We start from the raw sequence: 16,079 nt of genomic DNA, 5'->3' as shown, positions 1-16,079 counted from the left end.
GTTAAGCCTTATCTAACTGCAAGAGAGCCTCAATCTCTGCTAGGGTGCTAGCTTGTGAAATGGCTCCACGTAGTTTGGCAGCGCCAGATGTTCCACGTAGGTAGTGAGGAGCGAGACCACGGAATTCACGAACTGCGACATTTTCCCCTTTGAGGTTAATCAAGCGTTTCAAGTGTTCGTAGGCAATTTTCATCTTGTCCTCAAAGGTCAAATCAGGTAGGATTTCTCCTGTTTCAAAGTAGTGGTTGATTTGCTTGAAGAGGTAGGGATTTCCCATAGCTGCACGGCCAATCATGACTGCGTCAGCGCCAACTTCTTCGATACGCTGTTTGGCTTCTTGAACTGTACGGATGTCACCGTTGGCGATGAATGGAATCTTTGTCAGTGCTTGAGCGACCTTGTGAAGAGTCTCAAGGTCTGCGTGGCCTGTGTACATTTGTTCACGGGTACGTCCATGCATGGCAAGGGCAGAAACACCTGCAGCTTCAGCGGCGAGGGCATTTTCTACTGCAAGAGAAGGGTCAGCCCAGCCGGTACGCATTTTGACAGTAAGGGGGATATCCAGGACAGATTGGACCTTGTTGATGATAGAGTAGATTTTGTCTGGGTCCTTGAGCCACATAGCACCAGCTTCGTTCTTCACGATTTTGTTAACTGGGCAGCCCATGTTGATATCGACGATATCAGTTTTGGTGTTTTCTTGGATGAATTCTGCTGCGCGTGCTAGGCTGTCTTCATCACTACCAAAAAGTTGGATAGAGACTGGGTTTTCGCCTTCATCGATATGAAGCATGTGTAGGGTTTTTTCGTTGTTGTATTGAATTCCCTTGTCAGAGACCATTTCCATGACAACGAGTCCAGCTCCGAGCTCTTTTGCAATAGTACGAAAGGCTGAGTTTGTCACGCCAGCCATAGGCGCTAAAACGGTACGATTGGGAATCTCAACATTGCCAATCATAAAAGGTGTATTAAGATTTGTCACGAATGAGTTCCTCCAGGTCGTTTTCATCAAAGTTGTAAGTAGTTTGGCAGAATTGACAAGTGATTTCAGCCCCGTGGTCTTCCTCTTTCATTTCCTGTAAGTCTGAGCTTGGAAGGCTGGCAAGAGCGTTCATAAAGCGTTCATGGCTACAGTCACATTGGAAACGAATTTCTTCTTCAGAAAGACGCTTGTAGGCCTCGTCCCCGTAGATAGCCTTGAGGAGGGCTTCGATATGGTCTTCACTTTCCAGAAGGGTTGAGATAGCTGGCATTTCTTGGATGCGTTTTTCAAAGCGAGCAATCTCTTCTTCCTTGGCTCCTGGCAAGACTTGGACTAGGAAACCACCTGCAACCTTGACCTTGTCTTCCTCGTCCAAAAGGACATTGAGGCCGACTGCTGAAGGAGTTTGTTGGCTTTCAGTCAGGTAAAAGGCAAGATCTTCACCGATTTCCCCAGAGATGAGGGGAGTCATAGAGTTGTAAGGATTTCCAGTACCGTAGTCTGTGATAACGAGGAATTGACCATTGCCGACAAAAGGTCCGACAAGGACTTCACCAGTTGCAGTCTTTTTGATGTCAACACCAGGGTTTTGAACGTAGCCTTTGACGTTCCCCTTGGTATCAGCAACGGTGATAATGGCTCCTAGAGAGCTAGATCCCAGTACCTTCACTGTTAGTTTGGTATTTCCTTTTTCATTGGCTGCGAGAATCTGGCTAGCGATAAGAGTTCGACCAAGCGCTACAGTTGAGCTAGCTTGGGTTTGGTGTTTTTCTTGAGCAGTGCGGACGGTTTCTGTGCTATCAAGGACAAAAGCACGAAAGGCTCCGCTTTCTGATATTGTTTTAATAATTTTATCCATAGCTACTATTTTAGCATAAAAATGCCCAAAGGGGGAGCCGTGTGTTTGCTGATTTTTAGGATAATGGACCAGGAAATCAGCATGAAAATAAAAAGAGAAACAGATTATTTCAGCATTTCTAAGATTTATGCTATGCTTAAGGTAGAAAATGAAAGGGGTAACAAATGTATTTAGGAGATTTGATGGAAAAGGTTGAATCTGGCCAATTTTCAATCCTTTCCTTTCTATTACAAGAGTCTCAGACGACTGTCAAGGCTGTGATGGAGGAAACAGGATTTTCAAAAGCAACCCTAACCAAATATGTCACCCTTCTCAATGACAAGGCTTTGGATAGTGGCTTAGAGCTGACTATTCACTTAGAAGATGAAAATCTGCGTCTATCGATCGGTGCAACTACCAAGGGAAGAGATATCCGAAGCCTATTTTTAGAAAATGCCATAAAATACCAAATTTTAGTCTATCTTCTCTACCACCAACAGTTTTTAGCCCATCAGCTGGCTCAAGAATTGATGATTAGCGAGGCTACGCTTGGTCGTCACTTAGCTAGCTTAAATCAGATTTTGTCAGAATTTGATTTATCTATTCAAAATGGACGTTGGCGAGGTCCAGAGCATCAGATTCGCTATTTCTATTTCTGTCTTTTCCGCAAGGTCTGGTCCAGTCAGGAGTGGGAAAGTCATATGCAGAAAGCGGAGAGAAAGCAGGATATTGCTACTCTAGAAGAAATCTGCGGTGCGAGTTTGTCTGCAGGGCAGAAATTGGACTTGGTTCTCTGGTCTCATATCAGTCAACAACGTCTTCGGGTTAACGCCTGTCAGTTCCAAGTGATAGAAGAAAAAATGCGAGGGTATTTTGACAATATTTTCTACCTTCGTTTGCATCGAAAGGCTCCGTCCTTTTTCGCTGGACAACACCTTCCTCTGGGAACTGAGGATGGGGAGATGATGATTTTCTTCTCTTTCCTCCTATCTCATCGCATTCTTCCTCTTCATACAATGGAGTATATTCTTGGTTTTGGAGGGCAGTTGGCAGATTTACTGACGCAATTGATTCAAGAAATGAAGAAGGAGGAACTATTGGGGGACTATACAGAGGACCATGTCACCTATGAACTCAGTCAGCTTTGTGCTCAAGTCTATCTCTATAAGGGCTATATTTTACAGGATCGCTATAAGTATCAGTTGGAGAATCGTCATCCTTATTTGTTGATGGAACATGATTTTAAGGAGACGGCGGCGGAGATTTTTCATGCTTTACCTGCCTTTCAGCAGGGGACGGATTTGGATAAGAAAATTCTCTGGGAATGGCTGCAGTTAATCGAATATATGGCTGAAAATGGTGGCCAGCATATGCGGATTGGTCTGGATTTGACATCTGGTTTTCTTGTCTTTTCAAGGATGGTAGCCATTTTGAAACGGTATTTGGAATATAATCGTTTCATTACTATTGAAGCTTATGACCGAACTCGGCATTATGATTTGCTGGTTACCAATAACCCGATTCATAAGAAGGAACAGACACCAGTCTATTATTTAAAAAACGACTTGGATATGGAGGATTTGGCAGCGATTCGTCAGTTATTATTCACTTAAAAGACTTGGTGCTTCCAGGTCTTTTTTGTGAAATTTACACAATCTCCTCACATTTTTTTAAAAATTAAAAAAAGTTGATAAACAAGAAAGCGCTTTATTTTGTATACTAGTTAGTGTAAAGAGGAGACATCCTCAAGATCTTTATCAGGAGGACAGCACATGTCACAAGAAAAATACATCATGGCCATTGACCAGGGGACTACAAGTTCTCGTGCCATTATTTTTAACAAAAAAGGAGAAAAGGTCAGCTCGAGTCAAAAAGAGTTTACTCAGATTTTTCCTCAGGCAGGTTGGGTAGAGCACAATGCCAATGAAATTTGGAACTCAGTCCAGTCAGTTATTGCGGGTGCTTTCATAGAAAGTGGTGTCAAGCCAAATCAAATCGAAGCAATCGGGATTACCAACCAACGTGAAACAACGGTCGTCTGGGATAAGAAAACAGGACTTCCTATCTACAACGCTATCGTTTGGCAGTCACGCCAGACAGCACCTTTGGCTGAGCAACTAAAAAGCCAAGGCTATGTGGAAAAATTCCATGAAAAGACTGGTTTGATTATCGATGCTTATTTCTCTGCGACCAAGGTTCGTTGGATTTTGGACCATGTAGAAGGAGCCCAAGAGCGAGCTGAAAAAGGAGAATTGCTCTTTGGTACTATCGATACTTGGTTGGTTTGGAAATTGACAGACGGTGCGGCTCACGTGACGGACTACTCAAATGCAGCCCGCACCATGCTTTATAACATTAAAGAACTCAAATGGGATGATGAGATTCTGGAAATCCTCAACATTCCTAAGGCTATGCTTCCGGAAGTTCGTTCTAACTCTGAAATCTATGGTAAGACAGCTCCATTCCATTTCTATGGTGGAGAAGTGCCAATCTCAGGTATGGCTGGGGACCAACAAGCAGCCCTCTTTGGACAGTTGGCCTTTGAGCCTGGTATGGTTAAAAACACTTACGGAACAGGATCTTTCATCATCATGAATACTGGTGAAGAGATGCAGCTGTCTGAAAATAACCTCTTGACAACGATTGGTTACGGAATCAACGGCAAGGTTTACTATGCCTTGGAAGGTTCTATCTTCATCGCAGGAAGTGCGATTCAATGGCTTCGTGATGGACTTCGTATGGTAGAGAACTCACCAGAATCTGAAAAATACGCTCGTGATTCTCACAATGATGATGAAGTTTATGTAGTTCCAGCCTTTACAGGACTAGGAGCACCATACTGGAACCAAAACGCACGTGGTTCTGTCTTTGGTTTGACTCGTGGAACAAGTAAGGAAGACTTTATCAAGGCAACTCTTCAATCAATTGCTTATCAAGTACGTGATATCATTGACACAATGCAGGTGGATGCTCAGACAGCTATCCAAGTATTGAAAGTGGATGGAGGTGCAGCCATGAATAACTTCCTCATGCAGTTCCAAGCTGATATTTTAGGAATTGACATTGCACGCGCTAAAAACTTGGAAACAACAGCTCTAGGAGCAGCCTTCCTAGCAGGTTTGGCAGTTGGTTACTGGAAAGACTTGGATGAGTTGAAGCTCTTGAATGAAACTGGGGAACTTTTTGAGCCATCTATGAACGAATCTCGCAAGGAACAACTCTACAAGGGCTGGAAGAAGGCTGTGAAAGCGACTCAAGTCTTTGCGGAAATCGACGACTAATACTGTTTCTTGATGCAATTATCAGTTTAAGAATAAAGCGACTCAGTTAGAAAGTGTGTAAATATGGAATTTTCAAAGAAAACACGTGAATTATCAATTAAAAAAATGCAGGAACGTACCCTGGACCTCTTGATTATCGGTGGGGGGATCACAGGGGCTGGTGTAGCCTTGCAAGCGGCAGCTAGCGGTCTTGAGACTGGTTTGATTGAAATGCAGGACTTCGCAGAAGGAACATCCAGCCGTTCAACAAAATTGGTTCACGGAGGTCTTCGTTACCTCAAACAATTCGACGTAGAAGTGGTATCAGATACGGTTTCTGAACGTGCAGTGGTTCAACAAATCGCACCACACATTCCAAAACCGGACCCAATGCTCTTGCCAGTTTACGATGAAGATGGAGCGACCTTTAGCCTCTTCCGTCTTAAAGTAGCTATGGACTTGTACGATCTTTTGGCCGGAGTTAACAACACACCAGCTGCAAACAAGGTTTTGAGTAAGGAAGAAGTCTTGGAACGCCAGCCAAACTTGAAGAAAGAAGGCTTGGTAGGAGGTGGGGTTTACCTTGACTTCCGTAACAACGATGCGCGTCTCGTGATTGAAAATATCAAACGTGCCAACCAAGACGGTGCCCTCATTGCCAACCACGTGAAGGCAGAAGGCTTCCTCTTTGACGAAAGTGGCAAGATTACAGGTGTTGTAGCTCGTGATTTGTTGACATACCAAGTCTTTGAAATCAAGGCGCGTCTGGTGATCAACACAACAGGCCCTTGGAGCGACAAGGTGCGTAATTTGTCTAATAAGGGAACACAATTCTCACAAATGCGTCCAACTAAGGGAGTTCACTTGGTAGTGGATTCAAGCAAGATCAAGGTTTCACAGCCGGTTTACTTTGATACAGGTTTGGGTGACGGTCGTATGGTCTTTGTTCTCCCACGTGAAAACAAGACTTACTTTGGTACAACGGATACAGACTACACAGGTGATTTGGAACATCCAAAAGTGACTCAGGAAGATGTAGATTATCTACTTGGCATTGTCAACAACCGCTTCCCAGAAGCTAACATTACCATTGATGATATCGAAAGCAGCTGGGCAGGTCTTCGTCCATTGATTGCAGGCAATAGCGCTTCTGACTACAATGGCGGAAATAACGGAACTATTAGCGACGAAAGCTTTAATACCTTGATTGCGACTGTCGAAGCTTATCTATCGAAAGAAAAAACGCGTGAAGATGTTGAGTCTGCTGTCAGCAAGCTTGAAAGCAGTACCTCTGAGAAACATTTGGATCCATCTGCAGTTTCACGTGGTTCGAGCTTGGATCGTGATGACAATGGCCTTTTGACCCTTGCTGGTGGTAAAATCACAGACTACCGTAAGATGGCTGAAGGAGCTATGGAGCGTGTGGTTGATATCCTTAAAGCAGAATTTGATCGCAGCTTTAAACTGATCAATTCTAAGACTTATCCTGTTTCAGGTGGAGAATTGAACCCAGCAAATGTGGATTCAGAAATCGAAGCCTTTGCGCAACTTGGAGTTTCACGTGGATTGGATAGCAAGGAAGCTCACTATCTGGCAAATCTTTACGGTTCAAATGCACCGAAGGTCTTTGCACTTGCTCACAGCTTGGAACAAGCGCCAGGACTCAGCTTGGCGGACACCTTGTCCCTTCACTATGCAATGCGCAATGAGTTGGCTATCAGCCCAGTTGACTTCTTCCTTCGTCGTACCAACCACATGCTCTTTATGCGTGATAGTTTGGATAGTATCGTTGAGCCAGTTTTGGATGAAATGGGACGATTCTATGACTGGTCAGAAGATGAAAAAGCAGGCTACCGTGCGGATGTCGAAGCAGCTCTTGCTAACAATGATTTAGCAGAATTAAAAAATTAAGAAAAAATAAAAGAGGTGGCGGGCAACAATCCTTGTCGCCCGCCCCTTCTTTTTAATGGAGACATAAAGATGATGAATGAATTATTTGGAGAATTTTTGGGGACTTTAATCCTGATTCTTCTAGGAAATGGTGTTGTAGCAGGTGTAGTTCTTCCTAAAACCAAGAGCAATAGCTCAGGTTGGATTGTGATTACTATGGGTTGGGGGATTGCAGTTGCGGTTGCAGTATTTGTATCTGGAAAACTTAGTCCAGCTCATTTAAACCCAGCTGTGACAATTGGTGTGGCTTTAAAAGGTGGTCTGCCTTGGGCTTCCGTTTTCCCTTACATCCTAGCCCAGTTCGCAGGGGCTATGCTGGGTCAGATTTTGGTTTGGTTGCAATTCAAACCTCACTACGAAGCAGAAGAAAACGCAGGAAATATTTTGGCTACTTTCAGCACAGGACCAGCCATCAAAGATACTGTGTCAAACTTGATTAGCGAAATCCTTGGAACCTTTGTTTTGGTATTGACAATCTTTGCATTGGGTCTTTACGATTTTCAGGCAGGTATCGGAACCTTTGCAGTAGGTACCTTGATTGTCGGTATCGGTCTATCACTAGGCGGGACAACAGGTTATGCCTTGAACCCTGCGCGTGACCTTGGACCTCGTATTATGCACAGCATCCTTCCAATTTCAAACAAGGGGGACGGAGACTGGTCTTACGCTTGGATTCCAGTTGTGGGACCTGTTATCGGTGCAGTCTTGGCCGTGCTTGTATTCTCACTTTTCTAATTTAGAAAACAATTATGTTGATAGAGCTTGAGATGAAAATCTCAGGCTTTTTTAAAAATATACATAGAAAAACCGCATAATCCTTAAAATAAGCTGAAATCTAGTGAAAATCTACGGCAAACAATTGAAAAACTAGTCTATAAAGTGGTACAATGGTAGAAAAATACTATAGTGAGAATCTATCTTATTTAGCAAAAATTACAGAAATGAATGGTTTTTCTTGATGAAACAGAGAAAAGAATTGTACCTCTTTCTTGGTCGGACAGCTTTGTATTTTCTTATCTTTCTAGGGCTGTTTTACTTCTTTAGCTATCTTGGTCAGGGTCAAGGAAGCTTTATCTATAATGAATTTTAACTTGAAGGAGAATCCCTATTGTGTCAAATAAACCAATAGTAGATATGATTGAAACCATTGAGCATTTTGCTCAGACACAGCCTAGCTATCCTGTTTACAATGTTTTGGGGCAGGAACACACTTATGGAGATTTAAAGGCTGATTCGGATAGTTTGGCTGCAGCCATCGATCAACTGGATTTACCAGAGAAGTCTCCTGTGGTTGTTTTTGGTGGCCAAGAATATGAAATGTTGGCAACTTTTGTAGCGCTGACTAAGTCAGGTCATGCCTACATTCCAATTGATAGCCATTCGGCCTTGGAGCGAGTTTTGGCTATTTTAGAAGTAGCTGAGCCAAGCTTGATTATTGCCGTTTCAGACTTTCCATTGGAGCAGGTTTCTACACCGATGTTGAATCTAGCTCAGGTTCATGAAGCCTTTGCTCAAGGGACTAGCTATGAGATCACGCATCCAGTCAAGGGAGATGATAACTACTACATTATCTTTACTTCTGGTACGACTGGTAAGCCAAAGGGAGTGCAGATTTCACATGATAATCTCCTCAGCTTTACCAACTGGATGATTACGGACAAGGAATTTGCGACGCCAAGTCGTCCGCAAATGTTGGCTCAGCCACCTTATTCTTTTGACTTGTCTGTCATGTATTGGGCTCCGACCTTGGCACTGGGAGGAACTCTTTTTGCTTTACCATCTGTCATCACTCAGGACTTTAAGCAACTCTTTGCGACCATCTTTTCATTGCCGATCGCTATCTGGACTTCAACGCCTTCTTTTGCGGATATGGCCATGTTGTCTGAAGATTTTAATAGCGAAAAAATGCCTGGAATTACGCATTTCTACTTTGATGGCGAAGAATTGACGGTTAAAACGGCTCAAAAACTACGTGAACGTTTCCCACATGCCCGTATTATCAATGCCTACGGCCCAACAGAAGCGACAGTAGCCCTGTCAGCTGTTGCTGTGACAGACGAGATGTTGACGACTCTCAAACGCCTACCAATCGGCTATACCAAGGCTGATTCTCCAACCTTTATCATTGACGAGGAAGGCAATAAATTGCCAAATGGAGAACAGGGAGAAATCATTGTTTCTGGACCAGCTGTTTCAAAAGGTTATATGAACAATCCTGAAAAAACAGCAGAAGCCTTCTTTGAATTTGAAGGACTACCAGCCTATCACACAGGCGATGTGGGATCTATGACAGATGAAGGTTTGCTTCTCTACGGAGGACGCATGGACTTCCAGATTAAGTTCAACGGTTACCGCATTGAGTTAGAAGATGTCTCTCAAAACCTCAATAAGTCTCGCTTTATCGAGTCTGCTGTTGCAGTACCGCGTTATAACAAAGATCACAAGGTACAAAATCTATTGGCTTATGTCATCTTAAAAGATGGTGTCCGTGAGCAGTTTGAACGTGATATCGATATTACCAAGGCCATCAAGGAAGACTTGACAGATATTATGATGTCTTATATGATGCCGTCCAAATTCCTTTATCGAGACAGTTTGCCGCTGACTCCAAATGGAAAAATTGATATCAAAGGATTGATTAACGAGGTGAATCAAAGATGATGGAGTTCTTTCAACAGCTTCCTCATTTAGAGCCATACGGTAATCCTCAGTATTTTGTCTATGTGATTGCTGCAACCTTGCCCATCTTTATCGGTCTCTTTTTCAAGAAACGCTTTGCCTGGTATGAAGTGCTAGTTAGTCTCTTCTTTATCGTCACCATGTTGGTAGGTGGGAAGACTAATCAGTTGGTTGCCTTGGGTATTTATCTGTGCTGGGAAATATTGCTCCTGCTCTTCTATAAGCACTATCGAAAAAGTAAGGATGGTAAGTGGGTCTTCTACCTAGTTAGTTTTCTGTCCCTACTGCCGATTGTCTTTGTCAAGGTGCAGCCGGCTATCAATGGAACGCAGTCTTTGCTTGGTTTTTTGGGAATTTCTTACCTGACCTTTCGTTCGGTTGGGATTATCATCGAGCTGAGAGATGGAGTGATTAAGGATTTTACCCTCTGGGAATTCCTCCGTTTTCTTCTCTTCATGCCGACTTTTTCAAGTGGTCCAATCGATCGCTTTAAGCGTTTTAATGAAAATTATCAGACCATTCCTGAGCGGGATGAGTTGATGGATATGCTGGATGAATCTGTTCGCTATATTATGTGGGGATTTTTATATAAGTTTATCCTAGCTCATGTTTTAGGAGAAACTTTACTACCTCCTCTGAAGAATCTAGCCCTGCAGTCAGGTGGCTTCTTTAACCCCTATGCATTGGCAGTTATGTATACCTTTGGTTTGGAGCTCTTCTTTGACTTTGCAGGTTACTCTATGTTTGCCTTGGCTATCTCAAACTTAATGGGAATCCGTAGCCCCATCAACTTTAATAAGCCTTTTTTATCAAGGGATTTAAAGGAATTTTGGAATCGCTGGCATATGAGTCTCTCTTTCTGGTTCCGTGACTTTGTCTTTATGCGAATGGTCATGGTGTTAACCAGAAAGAAGGTCTTTAAAAATCGTAATGTAACCTCAAGCGTGGCCTATATTGTAAATATGCTGATTATGGGATTTTGGCATGGAGTGACTTGGTACTATATCGCCTATGGACTCTTTCATGGATTAGGCTTGGTCATCAATGACGCTTGGATTCGCAAGAAAAAAACGCTCAATAAGGAACGGAAAAAAGCAGGGAAGACTGCTCTACCTGAGAATCGCTGGATTCAGTTGCTTGGCATGGTTGTCACCTTCCATGTCGTCATGCTGTCATTCTTAATCTTTTCTGGATTTTTGAATGATTTATGGTTTAAAAAATAAAAGGAAATAAAATATGGATATCAAATCAGAAGTTATCGAAATTATTGATGAGTTGTTTATGGAAGATGTTTCTGACATGATGGATGAAGATCTTTTTGATGCAGGTGTCTTGGATAGTATGGGCACGGTTGAATTGATTGTGGAGATTGAAAACCGTTTTGACATTCGTGTCCCTGTTACAGAGTTTGGTCGCGACGACTGGAATACAGCTAATAAAATCATAGCTGGTATTGTGGAGCTACAAAATGCTTAAACGCTTATGGATGATCTTCGGACCAGTCTTGATAGCTGGTTTGTTGGTTTTTCTGCTTATCTTTTTCTATCCTGCTGAGATGCGCCATGATCTGGGAGCTGAAAAGCGTTCGGCGGTGGCTACTACTATCGATAGTTTTAAGGAGCGAAGTCAAAAGGTCAGAGCACTATCTGATCCAAATATGCGTTTTGTTCCCTTCTTTGGCTCCAGTGAATGGCTTCGTTTTGACGGTGCCCATCCTGCGGTATTGGCTGAGAAATACAACCGCTCTTATCGCCCCTATCTTTTAGGACAGAGGGGAGCTGCCTCGCTCAATCAGTATTTTGGTATGCAACAGATGCTGCCACAACTGGAGAATAAACAAGTTGTATATGTTATCTCGCCCCAGTGGTTTAGTAAAAATGGCTATGAGCCAGCAGCCTTTCAGCAGTATTTTAATGGAGACCAGTTGACCAGTTTTCTGGAACATCAATCTGGGGATCAGGCTAGTCAATATGCAGCGACTCGCTTACTACAGCAGTTCCCAAACGTAGCTATGAAGGACCTGGTTCAGAAGTTGGCAAGTAAAGAAGAATTGTCGTCTGCAGACAATGAAATGATTGAATTATTAGCTCGGTTTAATGAACGTCAAGCTTCCTTTTTTGGTCAGTTTTCAGTTAGAGGCTATGTCAATTATGATAAGCATGTAGTTAAGTATTTAAAGACCTTGCCAGACCAGTTTTCTTATCAAGCTATAGAAGATGTTGTTAAAGCAGATGCAGAAAAGAATACTTCTAATAATGATCTGGGAATGGAGAATTATTTCTATAATACGCAGATTAAGAAGGATTTGAAGAAATTAAAGGATTCTCAGAAAAGCTTTACCTATCTCAAGTCGCCAGAATATAATGACTTGCAGTTAGTGTTGACACAGTTTTCTAAATCCAAGGTAAACCCAATTTTTATCATTCCACCTGTTAATAAAAAATGGATGGACTATGCTGGTTTACGAGAAGATATGTACCAACAAACGGTGCAGAAGATTCGCTACCAGTTAGAAAGTCAAGGTTTTACCAATATAGCAGATTTTTCTAAGGACGGTGGGGAAGCTTTCTTTATGAAGGATACCATTCACCTTGGTTGGTTAGGTTGGTTGGCATTTGACAAAGCTGTTGATCCTTTCCTATCCAATCCCACCCCAGCTCCGACTTACCATCTGAATGAGCGCTTTTTCAGCAAAGACTGGGCGACATACGATGGAGATGTCAAGGAATTTCAATAGATAATAGTATGGAAGAGTTCAAGAATGAAACTGGTTTTCACGTTTTTTCTTGACTCTTTTTTTGGTTATGATATAATTAACCAGTAAATAATTTTTCAAAGAATAGTATTTTCTCTTAAAAAAGAGAAGTCCAAAAGGAAAGGAGTCAGATATGAGACAGCTAGCGAAGGATATCGATGCTTTTTTGAATGAGGTGATTTTGCAGGCAGAAAATCAGCATGAAATTCTAATAGGTCATTGTACTAGCGAGGTGGCCCTGACCAATACTCAGGAGCACATTCTTATGCTCTTGTCAGAGGAATCTTTAACAAATTCAGAGTTGGCGCGTCGCCTCAATGTCAGTCAGGCAGCAGTTACCAAGGCCATTAAGTCTTTGGTCAAGGAAGGGATGTTGGAAACATCTAAAGATCCTAAGGATGCGCGTGTAATTTTTTATCAGTTGACTGATTTGGCTCGTCCAATCGCTGAGGAGCACCATCATCACCATGAGCATACACTTTTAACCTATGAACAAGTGGCGACTCAGTTTACTCCAAATGAACAAAAAGTGATTCAGCGGTTTTTGACTGCTTTAGTAGGAGAAATCAAATAATGAGATATATTACGGTAGAGGATTTATCCTTCTATTATGATAAGGAACCCGTTCTTGAACATATCAATTATAGTGTTGATAGTGGGGAATTTGTTACCTTGACAGGGGAAAATGGAGCAGCTAAGACGACACTCATCAAGGCCAGTCTTGGAATCCTCCAGCCACGCATTGGAAAGGTGACCATTTCAAAGACAAATGCCCAGGGTAAGAAATTGAGAATAGCTTACCTTCCTCAACAGATTGCCAGTTTTAATGCTGGTTTTCCAAGTACGGTTTATGAATTTGTCAAGTCGGGTCGCTATCCGCGAAAAGGTTGGTTCCGTCGTTTGAATGCTCATGATGAGGAGCATATCAAGGCTAGTTTGGACTCAGTTGGTATGTGGGAACACCGAGACAAACGCTTGGGGTCTCTATCTGGAGGGCAAAAGCAGCGAGCGGTGATTGCGCGCATGTTTGCTTCTGACCCAGATGTGTTTATCCTAGATGAGCCGACAACGGGGATGGATGCAGGAAGTAAAAACGAATTTTACGAACTCATGCACCACAGCGCCCATCATCATGGCAAGGCTGTTTTGATGATTACTCATGACCCTGAAGAAGTTAAGGACTATGCGGACCGCAATATTCATTTAGTCCGTAACCAAGACTCGCCATGGCGTTGTTTCAACGTTCATGAGAATGATCAGGAGGTGGGCCATGCTTAGTTTATTATCTTATGACTTTATGCAACGTGCCTTTCTGGCCGTTATTGCCATGAGTCTTTTCTCGCCAGTATTGGGGACCTTCCTTATCTTGCGTCGTCAGAGTTTGATGAGTGATACCCTCAGCCACGTCTCGCTTTCGGGTGTAGCTTTTGGTTTGGTTCTGGGGATTTCTCCGACTATTTCCACTATTGCCATTGTCTTGATTGCGGCAGTCTTCCTGGAATATCTCCGTACGGTTTACAAGAGCTTTATGGAAATCGGGACAGCTATCCTCATGTCAACAGGTCTGGCTGTTTCTCTGATTGTCATGAGCAAGGGTAAAAGCTCTAGCTCTATGAGTTTGGACCAGTATCTTTTTGGTTCCATCGTTACTATCAGCGAAGAGCAGGTTATTTCCCTCTTTGTCATTGCGGCGGTTGTTTTGATTTTGACCTTCCTCTTCCTTCGTCCGATGTACATTTTGACCTTTGATGAGGATACAGCCTTTGTGGATGGCTTGCCAGTTCGTACCATGTCTATTCTTTTTAACATGGTGACGGGGGTGGCCATTGCCCTTATGATTCCTGCTGCAGGAGCTCTTTTGGTATCGACTATCATGGTCTTACCAGCTAGTATTGCCCTTCGTCTAGGGAAAAACTTTAAATCGGTTATGCTGCTAGCTAGTGCTATTGGATTTTTGGGAATGGTAGCAGGACTTTACATTTCCTACTATGCAGAAACACCTGCAAGTGCAAGTATTACCATTATTTTTGTAACTGTCTTTTTACTCATTAGTTTAGTAAGACGTTTTATCAAATAGGAGACTAACGTGAAAAAAATTAGCTTATTGTTCGCCAGTTTATGCGCCTTGTTTTTAGTGGCTTGTTCCAATCAAAAGCAGGCAGATGGCAAACTAAATATCGTGACAACCTTTTACCCTGTCTATGAATTTACCAAGCAAGTCGCAGGAGATACTGCTAATGTAGAACTCCTAATCGGTGCTGGTACAGAACCCCATGAATATGAACCGTCTGCCAAGGCAGTTGCCAAAATCCAAGACGCAGACACTTTCGTTTATGAAAATGAAAACATGGAAACATGGGTACCTAAATTGCTAGATACCTTGGATAAGAAAAAGGTCAAAATCATCAAGGCGACAGGCGATATGTTGCTCTTGCCAGGTGGTGAGGAAGAAGAGGGAGACCATGACCATGGAGAAGAAGGCCATCACCATGAGTACGATCCCCATGTTTGGTTATCACCAGTTCGTGCTATTAAACTTGTAGAGCACATCCGTGATAGCTTGTCAGCAGATTATCCTGATAAAAAAGAGACCTTTGAGAAGAATGCTGTTGCCTATATCGAAAAATTACAAGCCTTGGATAAGGCTTATGCAGAAGGATTGTCTCAAGCAAAACAAAAGAGCTTTGTAACGCAACACGCAGCCTTTAACTATCTCGCTTTAGACTATGGACTCAAACAAGTCGCAATCTCAGGCCTCTCTCCAGATGCAGAACCATCAGCTGCACGTCTGGCAGAATTGACAGAGTACATCAAGAAAAATAAAATTGCATATATCTACTTTGAAGAAAATGCCTCACAAGCCCTTGCTAACACACTTTCAAAAGAGGCAGGTGTCAAAACAGATGTCCTCAATCCTTTAGAAAGTCTGACAGAAGAGGACACCAAGGCTGGCGAAAACTACATCTCCGTTATGGAGAAAAACCTCAAGGCTCTGAAACAAACAACGGACCAAGAAGGTTCAGCTATCGAACCTGAAAAGGCAGAGGATACCAAGACAGTTCAAAATGGTTACTTTGAGGATGCAGACGTCAAGGACCGCACTTTGAGTGACTATGCAGGTAACTGGCAATCAGTTTATCCTTTCCTTGAAGATGGCACGTTTGATCAAGTCTTTGACTACAAGGCTAAGTTGACTGGTAAGATGACCCAGGCTGAGTACAAGGCTTACTATACAAAAGGCTATCAGACAGATGTCACTAAGATCAACATTACTGATAATACTATGGAATTTGTTCAAGGTGGACAAAGCAAGAAATATACTTACAAGTATGTTGGCAAGAAAATCTTAACTTACAAGAAAGGCAATCGTGGCGTGCGCTTCCTTTTTGAAGCCACAGATGCAGACGCTGGACAGTTCAAGTATGTTCAGTTTAGTGACCATAATATCGCCCCAGTTAAGGCAGAACATTTCCATATTTTCTTTGGAGGCACAAGTCAAGAAGCCCTCTTTGAAGAAATGGATAACTGGCCAACCTACTACCCAGATAACCTATCTGGCCAAGAAATTGCTCAAGAAATGTTGGCGCATTGATGAGAATCAAAGGATAGCTTTGT

15 protein-coding genes are annotated in these 16,079 nt (G+C 42.6%); 13 read left to right on the top strand and 2 right to left on the bottom strand.

What is annotated here, in order from left to right:
• Position 1 precedes the first annotated feature (1 nt).
• Complete coding sequence (gene dusB, locus O3599_RS01770; RefSeq protein ID WP_049501957.1) at positions 2–982, bottom strand: tRNA dihydrouridine synthase DusB; 981 nt, start codon at positions 980–982, stop codon at positions 2–4.
• Positions 969–1,841, bottom strand: coding sequence for an Hsp33 family molecular chaperone HslO (gene hslO / locus O3599_RS01765; protein WP_000357854.1), 873 nt, complete (start codon positions 1,839–1,841; stop codon positions 969–971). The genes dusB and hslO overlap by 14 nt, the downstream gene beginning before the upstream one ends.
• A gap of 164 nt (positions 1,842–2,005) precedes the next feature.
• On the opposite strand from hslO, the gene O3599_RS01760 reads away from it, so the two are divergent.
• The 13 genes from O3599_RS01760 (at position 2,006) to adcA (ending at position 16,056) form a co-directional block, all read left to right on the top strand.
• On the top strand, positions 2,006–3,433 hold the full coding sequence (locus O3599_RS01760) for a helix-turn-helix domain-containing protein (protein ID WP_247939256.1): 1,428 nt from the start codon (positions 2,006–2,008) through the stop codon (positions 3,431–3,433).
• A gap of 159 nt (positions 3,434–3,592) precedes the next feature.
• Complete coding sequence (gene glpK / locus O3599_RS01755; protein ID WP_153226478.1) at positions 3,593–5,101, top strand: glycerol kinase GlpK; 1,509 nt, start codon at positions 3,593–3,595, stop codon at positions 5,099–5,101.
• Positions 5,102–5,164: 63 nt separating this feature from the next.
• Positions 5,165–6,991, top strand: a complete 1,827-nt coding sequence (glpO, locus tag O3599_RS01750; protein ID WP_153226479.1) for a type 1 glycerol-3-phosphate oxidase — start codon at positions 5,165–5,167, stop codon at positions 6,989–6,991.
• A gap of 69 nt (positions 6,992–7,060) precedes the next feature.
• Entirely contained in the window at positions 7,061–7,765 is a 705-nt protein-coding gene (locus O3599_RS01745; protein WP_125410815.1) for an MIP/aquaporin family protein, read from the top strand.
• 223 nt (positions 7,766–7,988) lie between these two features.
• Complete coding sequence (locus tag O3599_RS01740; protein ID WP_124787468.1) at positions 7,989–8,120, top strand: teichoic acid D-Ala incorporation-associated protein DltX; 132 nt, start codon at positions 7,989–7,991, stop codon at positions 8,118–8,120.
• A gap of 20 nt (positions 8,121–8,140) precedes the next feature.
• On the top strand, positions 8,141–9,691 hold the full coding sequence (gene dltA / locus O3599_RS01735; protein ID WP_125410816.1) for a D-alanine--poly(phosphoribitol) ligase subunit DltA: 1,551 nt from the start codon (positions 8,141–8,143) through the stop codon (positions 9,689–9,691).
• Entirely contained in the window at positions 9,688–10,932 is a 1,245-nt protein-coding gene (gene dltB / locus O3599_RS01730; protein ID WP_247939255.1) for a D-alanyl-lipoteichoic acid biosynthesis protein DltB, read from the top strand. The genes dltA and dltB overlap by 4 nt, the downstream gene beginning before the upstream one ends.
• Positions 10,933–10,945: 13 nt before the next feature.
• Positions 10,946–11,185 carry a D-alanine--poly(phosphoribitol) ligase subunit DltC gene (dltC, locus tag O3599_RS01725; RefSeq protein WP_000351967.1) on the top strand — a complete coding sequence of 80 codons (240 nt, stop codon included), beginning with the start codon at positions 10,946–10,948 and terminating at the stop codon, positions 11,183–11,185.
• Positions 11,178–12,446, top strand: a complete 1,269-nt coding sequence (gene dltD, locus O3599_RS01720) for a D-alanyl-lipoteichoic acid biosynthesis protein DltD (RefSeq protein ID WP_247939254.1) — start codon at positions 11,178–11,180, stop codon at positions 12,444–12,446. The genes dltC and dltD overlap by 8 nt, the downstream gene beginning before the upstream one ends.
• Before the next feature lie 151 nt (positions 12,447–12,597).
• Positions 12,598–13,038, top strand: coding sequence for a zinc-dependent transcriptional regulator AdcR (adcR, locus tag O3599_RS01715; protein WP_001249308.1), 441 nt, complete (start codon positions 12,598–12,600; stop codon positions 13,036–13,038).
• Positions 13,038–13,742: a metal ABC transporter ATP-binding protein gene (locus tag O3599_RS01710; protein ID WP_049546880.1), complete on the top strand. Its 705-nt coding sequence runs from the start codon at positions 13,038–13,040 to the stop codon at positions 13,740–13,742. The genes adcR and O3599_RS01710 overlap by 1 nt, the downstream gene beginning before the upstream one ends.
• Complete coding sequence (locus O3599_RS01705) at positions 13,735–14,541, top strand: metal ABC transporter permease (RefSeq protein WP_000950030.1); 807 nt, start codon at positions 13,735–13,737, stop codon at positions 14,539–14,541. The genes O3599_RS01710 and O3599_RS01705 overlap by 8 nt, the downstream gene beginning before the upstream one ends.
• A 9-nt stretch (positions 14,542–14,550) precedes the next feature.
• Complete coding sequence (gene adcA / locus O3599_RS01700; RefSeq protein ID WP_247939253.1) at positions 14,551–16,056, top strand: zinc ABC transporter substrate-binding protein AdcA; 1,506 nt, start codon at positions 14,551–14,553, stop codon at positions 16,054–16,056.
• Positions 16,057–16,079: the final 23 nt, after the last annotated feature.

The organism is Streptococcus sp. 27098_8_103 (genome assembly GCF_041432345.1).
In the GTDB taxonomy this organism is placed as follows: Bacteria; Bacillota; Bacilli; order Lactobacillales; family Streptococcaceae; genus Streptococcus; species Streptococcus mitis_BV.
This window is presented reverse-complemented; position numbering and strand designations above follow the sequence as displayed.

What these genes read in the sequence shown, in the direction of transcription:
- hslO (WP_000357854.1), bottom strand. Translation starts at nt 1,841, where the DNA reads ATGGATAAAATTATTAAAACAATATCAGAAAGCGGAGCCTTTCGTGCT.
- O3599_RS01760 (WP_247939256.1), top strand. Translation starts at nt 2,006, where the DNA reads ATGTATTTAGGAGATTTGATGGAAAAGGTTGAATCTGGCCAATTTTCA.
- glpK (WP_153226478.1), top strand. Translation starts at nt 3,593, where the DNA reads ATGTCACAAGAAAAATACATCATGGCCATTGACCAGGGGACTACAAGT.
- glpO (WP_153226479.1), top strand. Translation starts at nt 5,165, where the DNA reads ATGGAATTTTCAAAGAAAACACGTGAATTATCAATTAAAAAAATGCAG.
- O3599_RS01745 (WP_125410815.1), top strand. Translation starts at nt 7,061, where the DNA reads ATGATGAATGAATTATTTGGAGAATTTTTGGGGACTTTAATCCTGATT.
- O3599_RS01740 (WP_124787468.1), top strand. Translation starts at nt 7,989, where the DNA reads ATGAAACAGAGAAAAGAATTGTACCTCTTTCTTGGTCGGACAGCTTTG.
- dltB (WP_247939255.1), top strand. Translation starts at nt 9,688, where the DNA reads ATGATGGAGTTCTTTCAACAGCTTCCTCATTTAGAGCCATACGGTAAT.
- dltC (WP_000351967.1), top strand. Translation starts at nt 10,946, where the DNA reads ATGGATATCAAATCAGAAGTTATCGAAATTATTGATGAGTTGTTTATG.
- dltD (WP_247939254.1), top strand. Translation starts at nt 11,178, where the DNA reads ATGCTTAAACGCTTATGGATGATCTTCGGACCAGTCTTGATAGCTGGT.
- adcR (WP_001249308.1), top strand. Translation starts at nt 12,598, where the DNA reads ATGAGACAGCTAGCGAAGGATATCGATGCTTTTTTGAATGAGGTGATT.
- O3599_RS01710 (WP_049546880.1), top strand. Translation starts at nt 13,038, where the DNA reads ATGAGATATATTACGGTAGAGGATTTATCCTTCTATTATGATAAGGAA.
- O3599_RS01705 (WP_000950030.1), top strand. Translation starts at nt 13,735, where the DNA reads ATGCTTAGTTTATTATCTTATGACTTTATGCAACGTGCCTTTCTGGCC.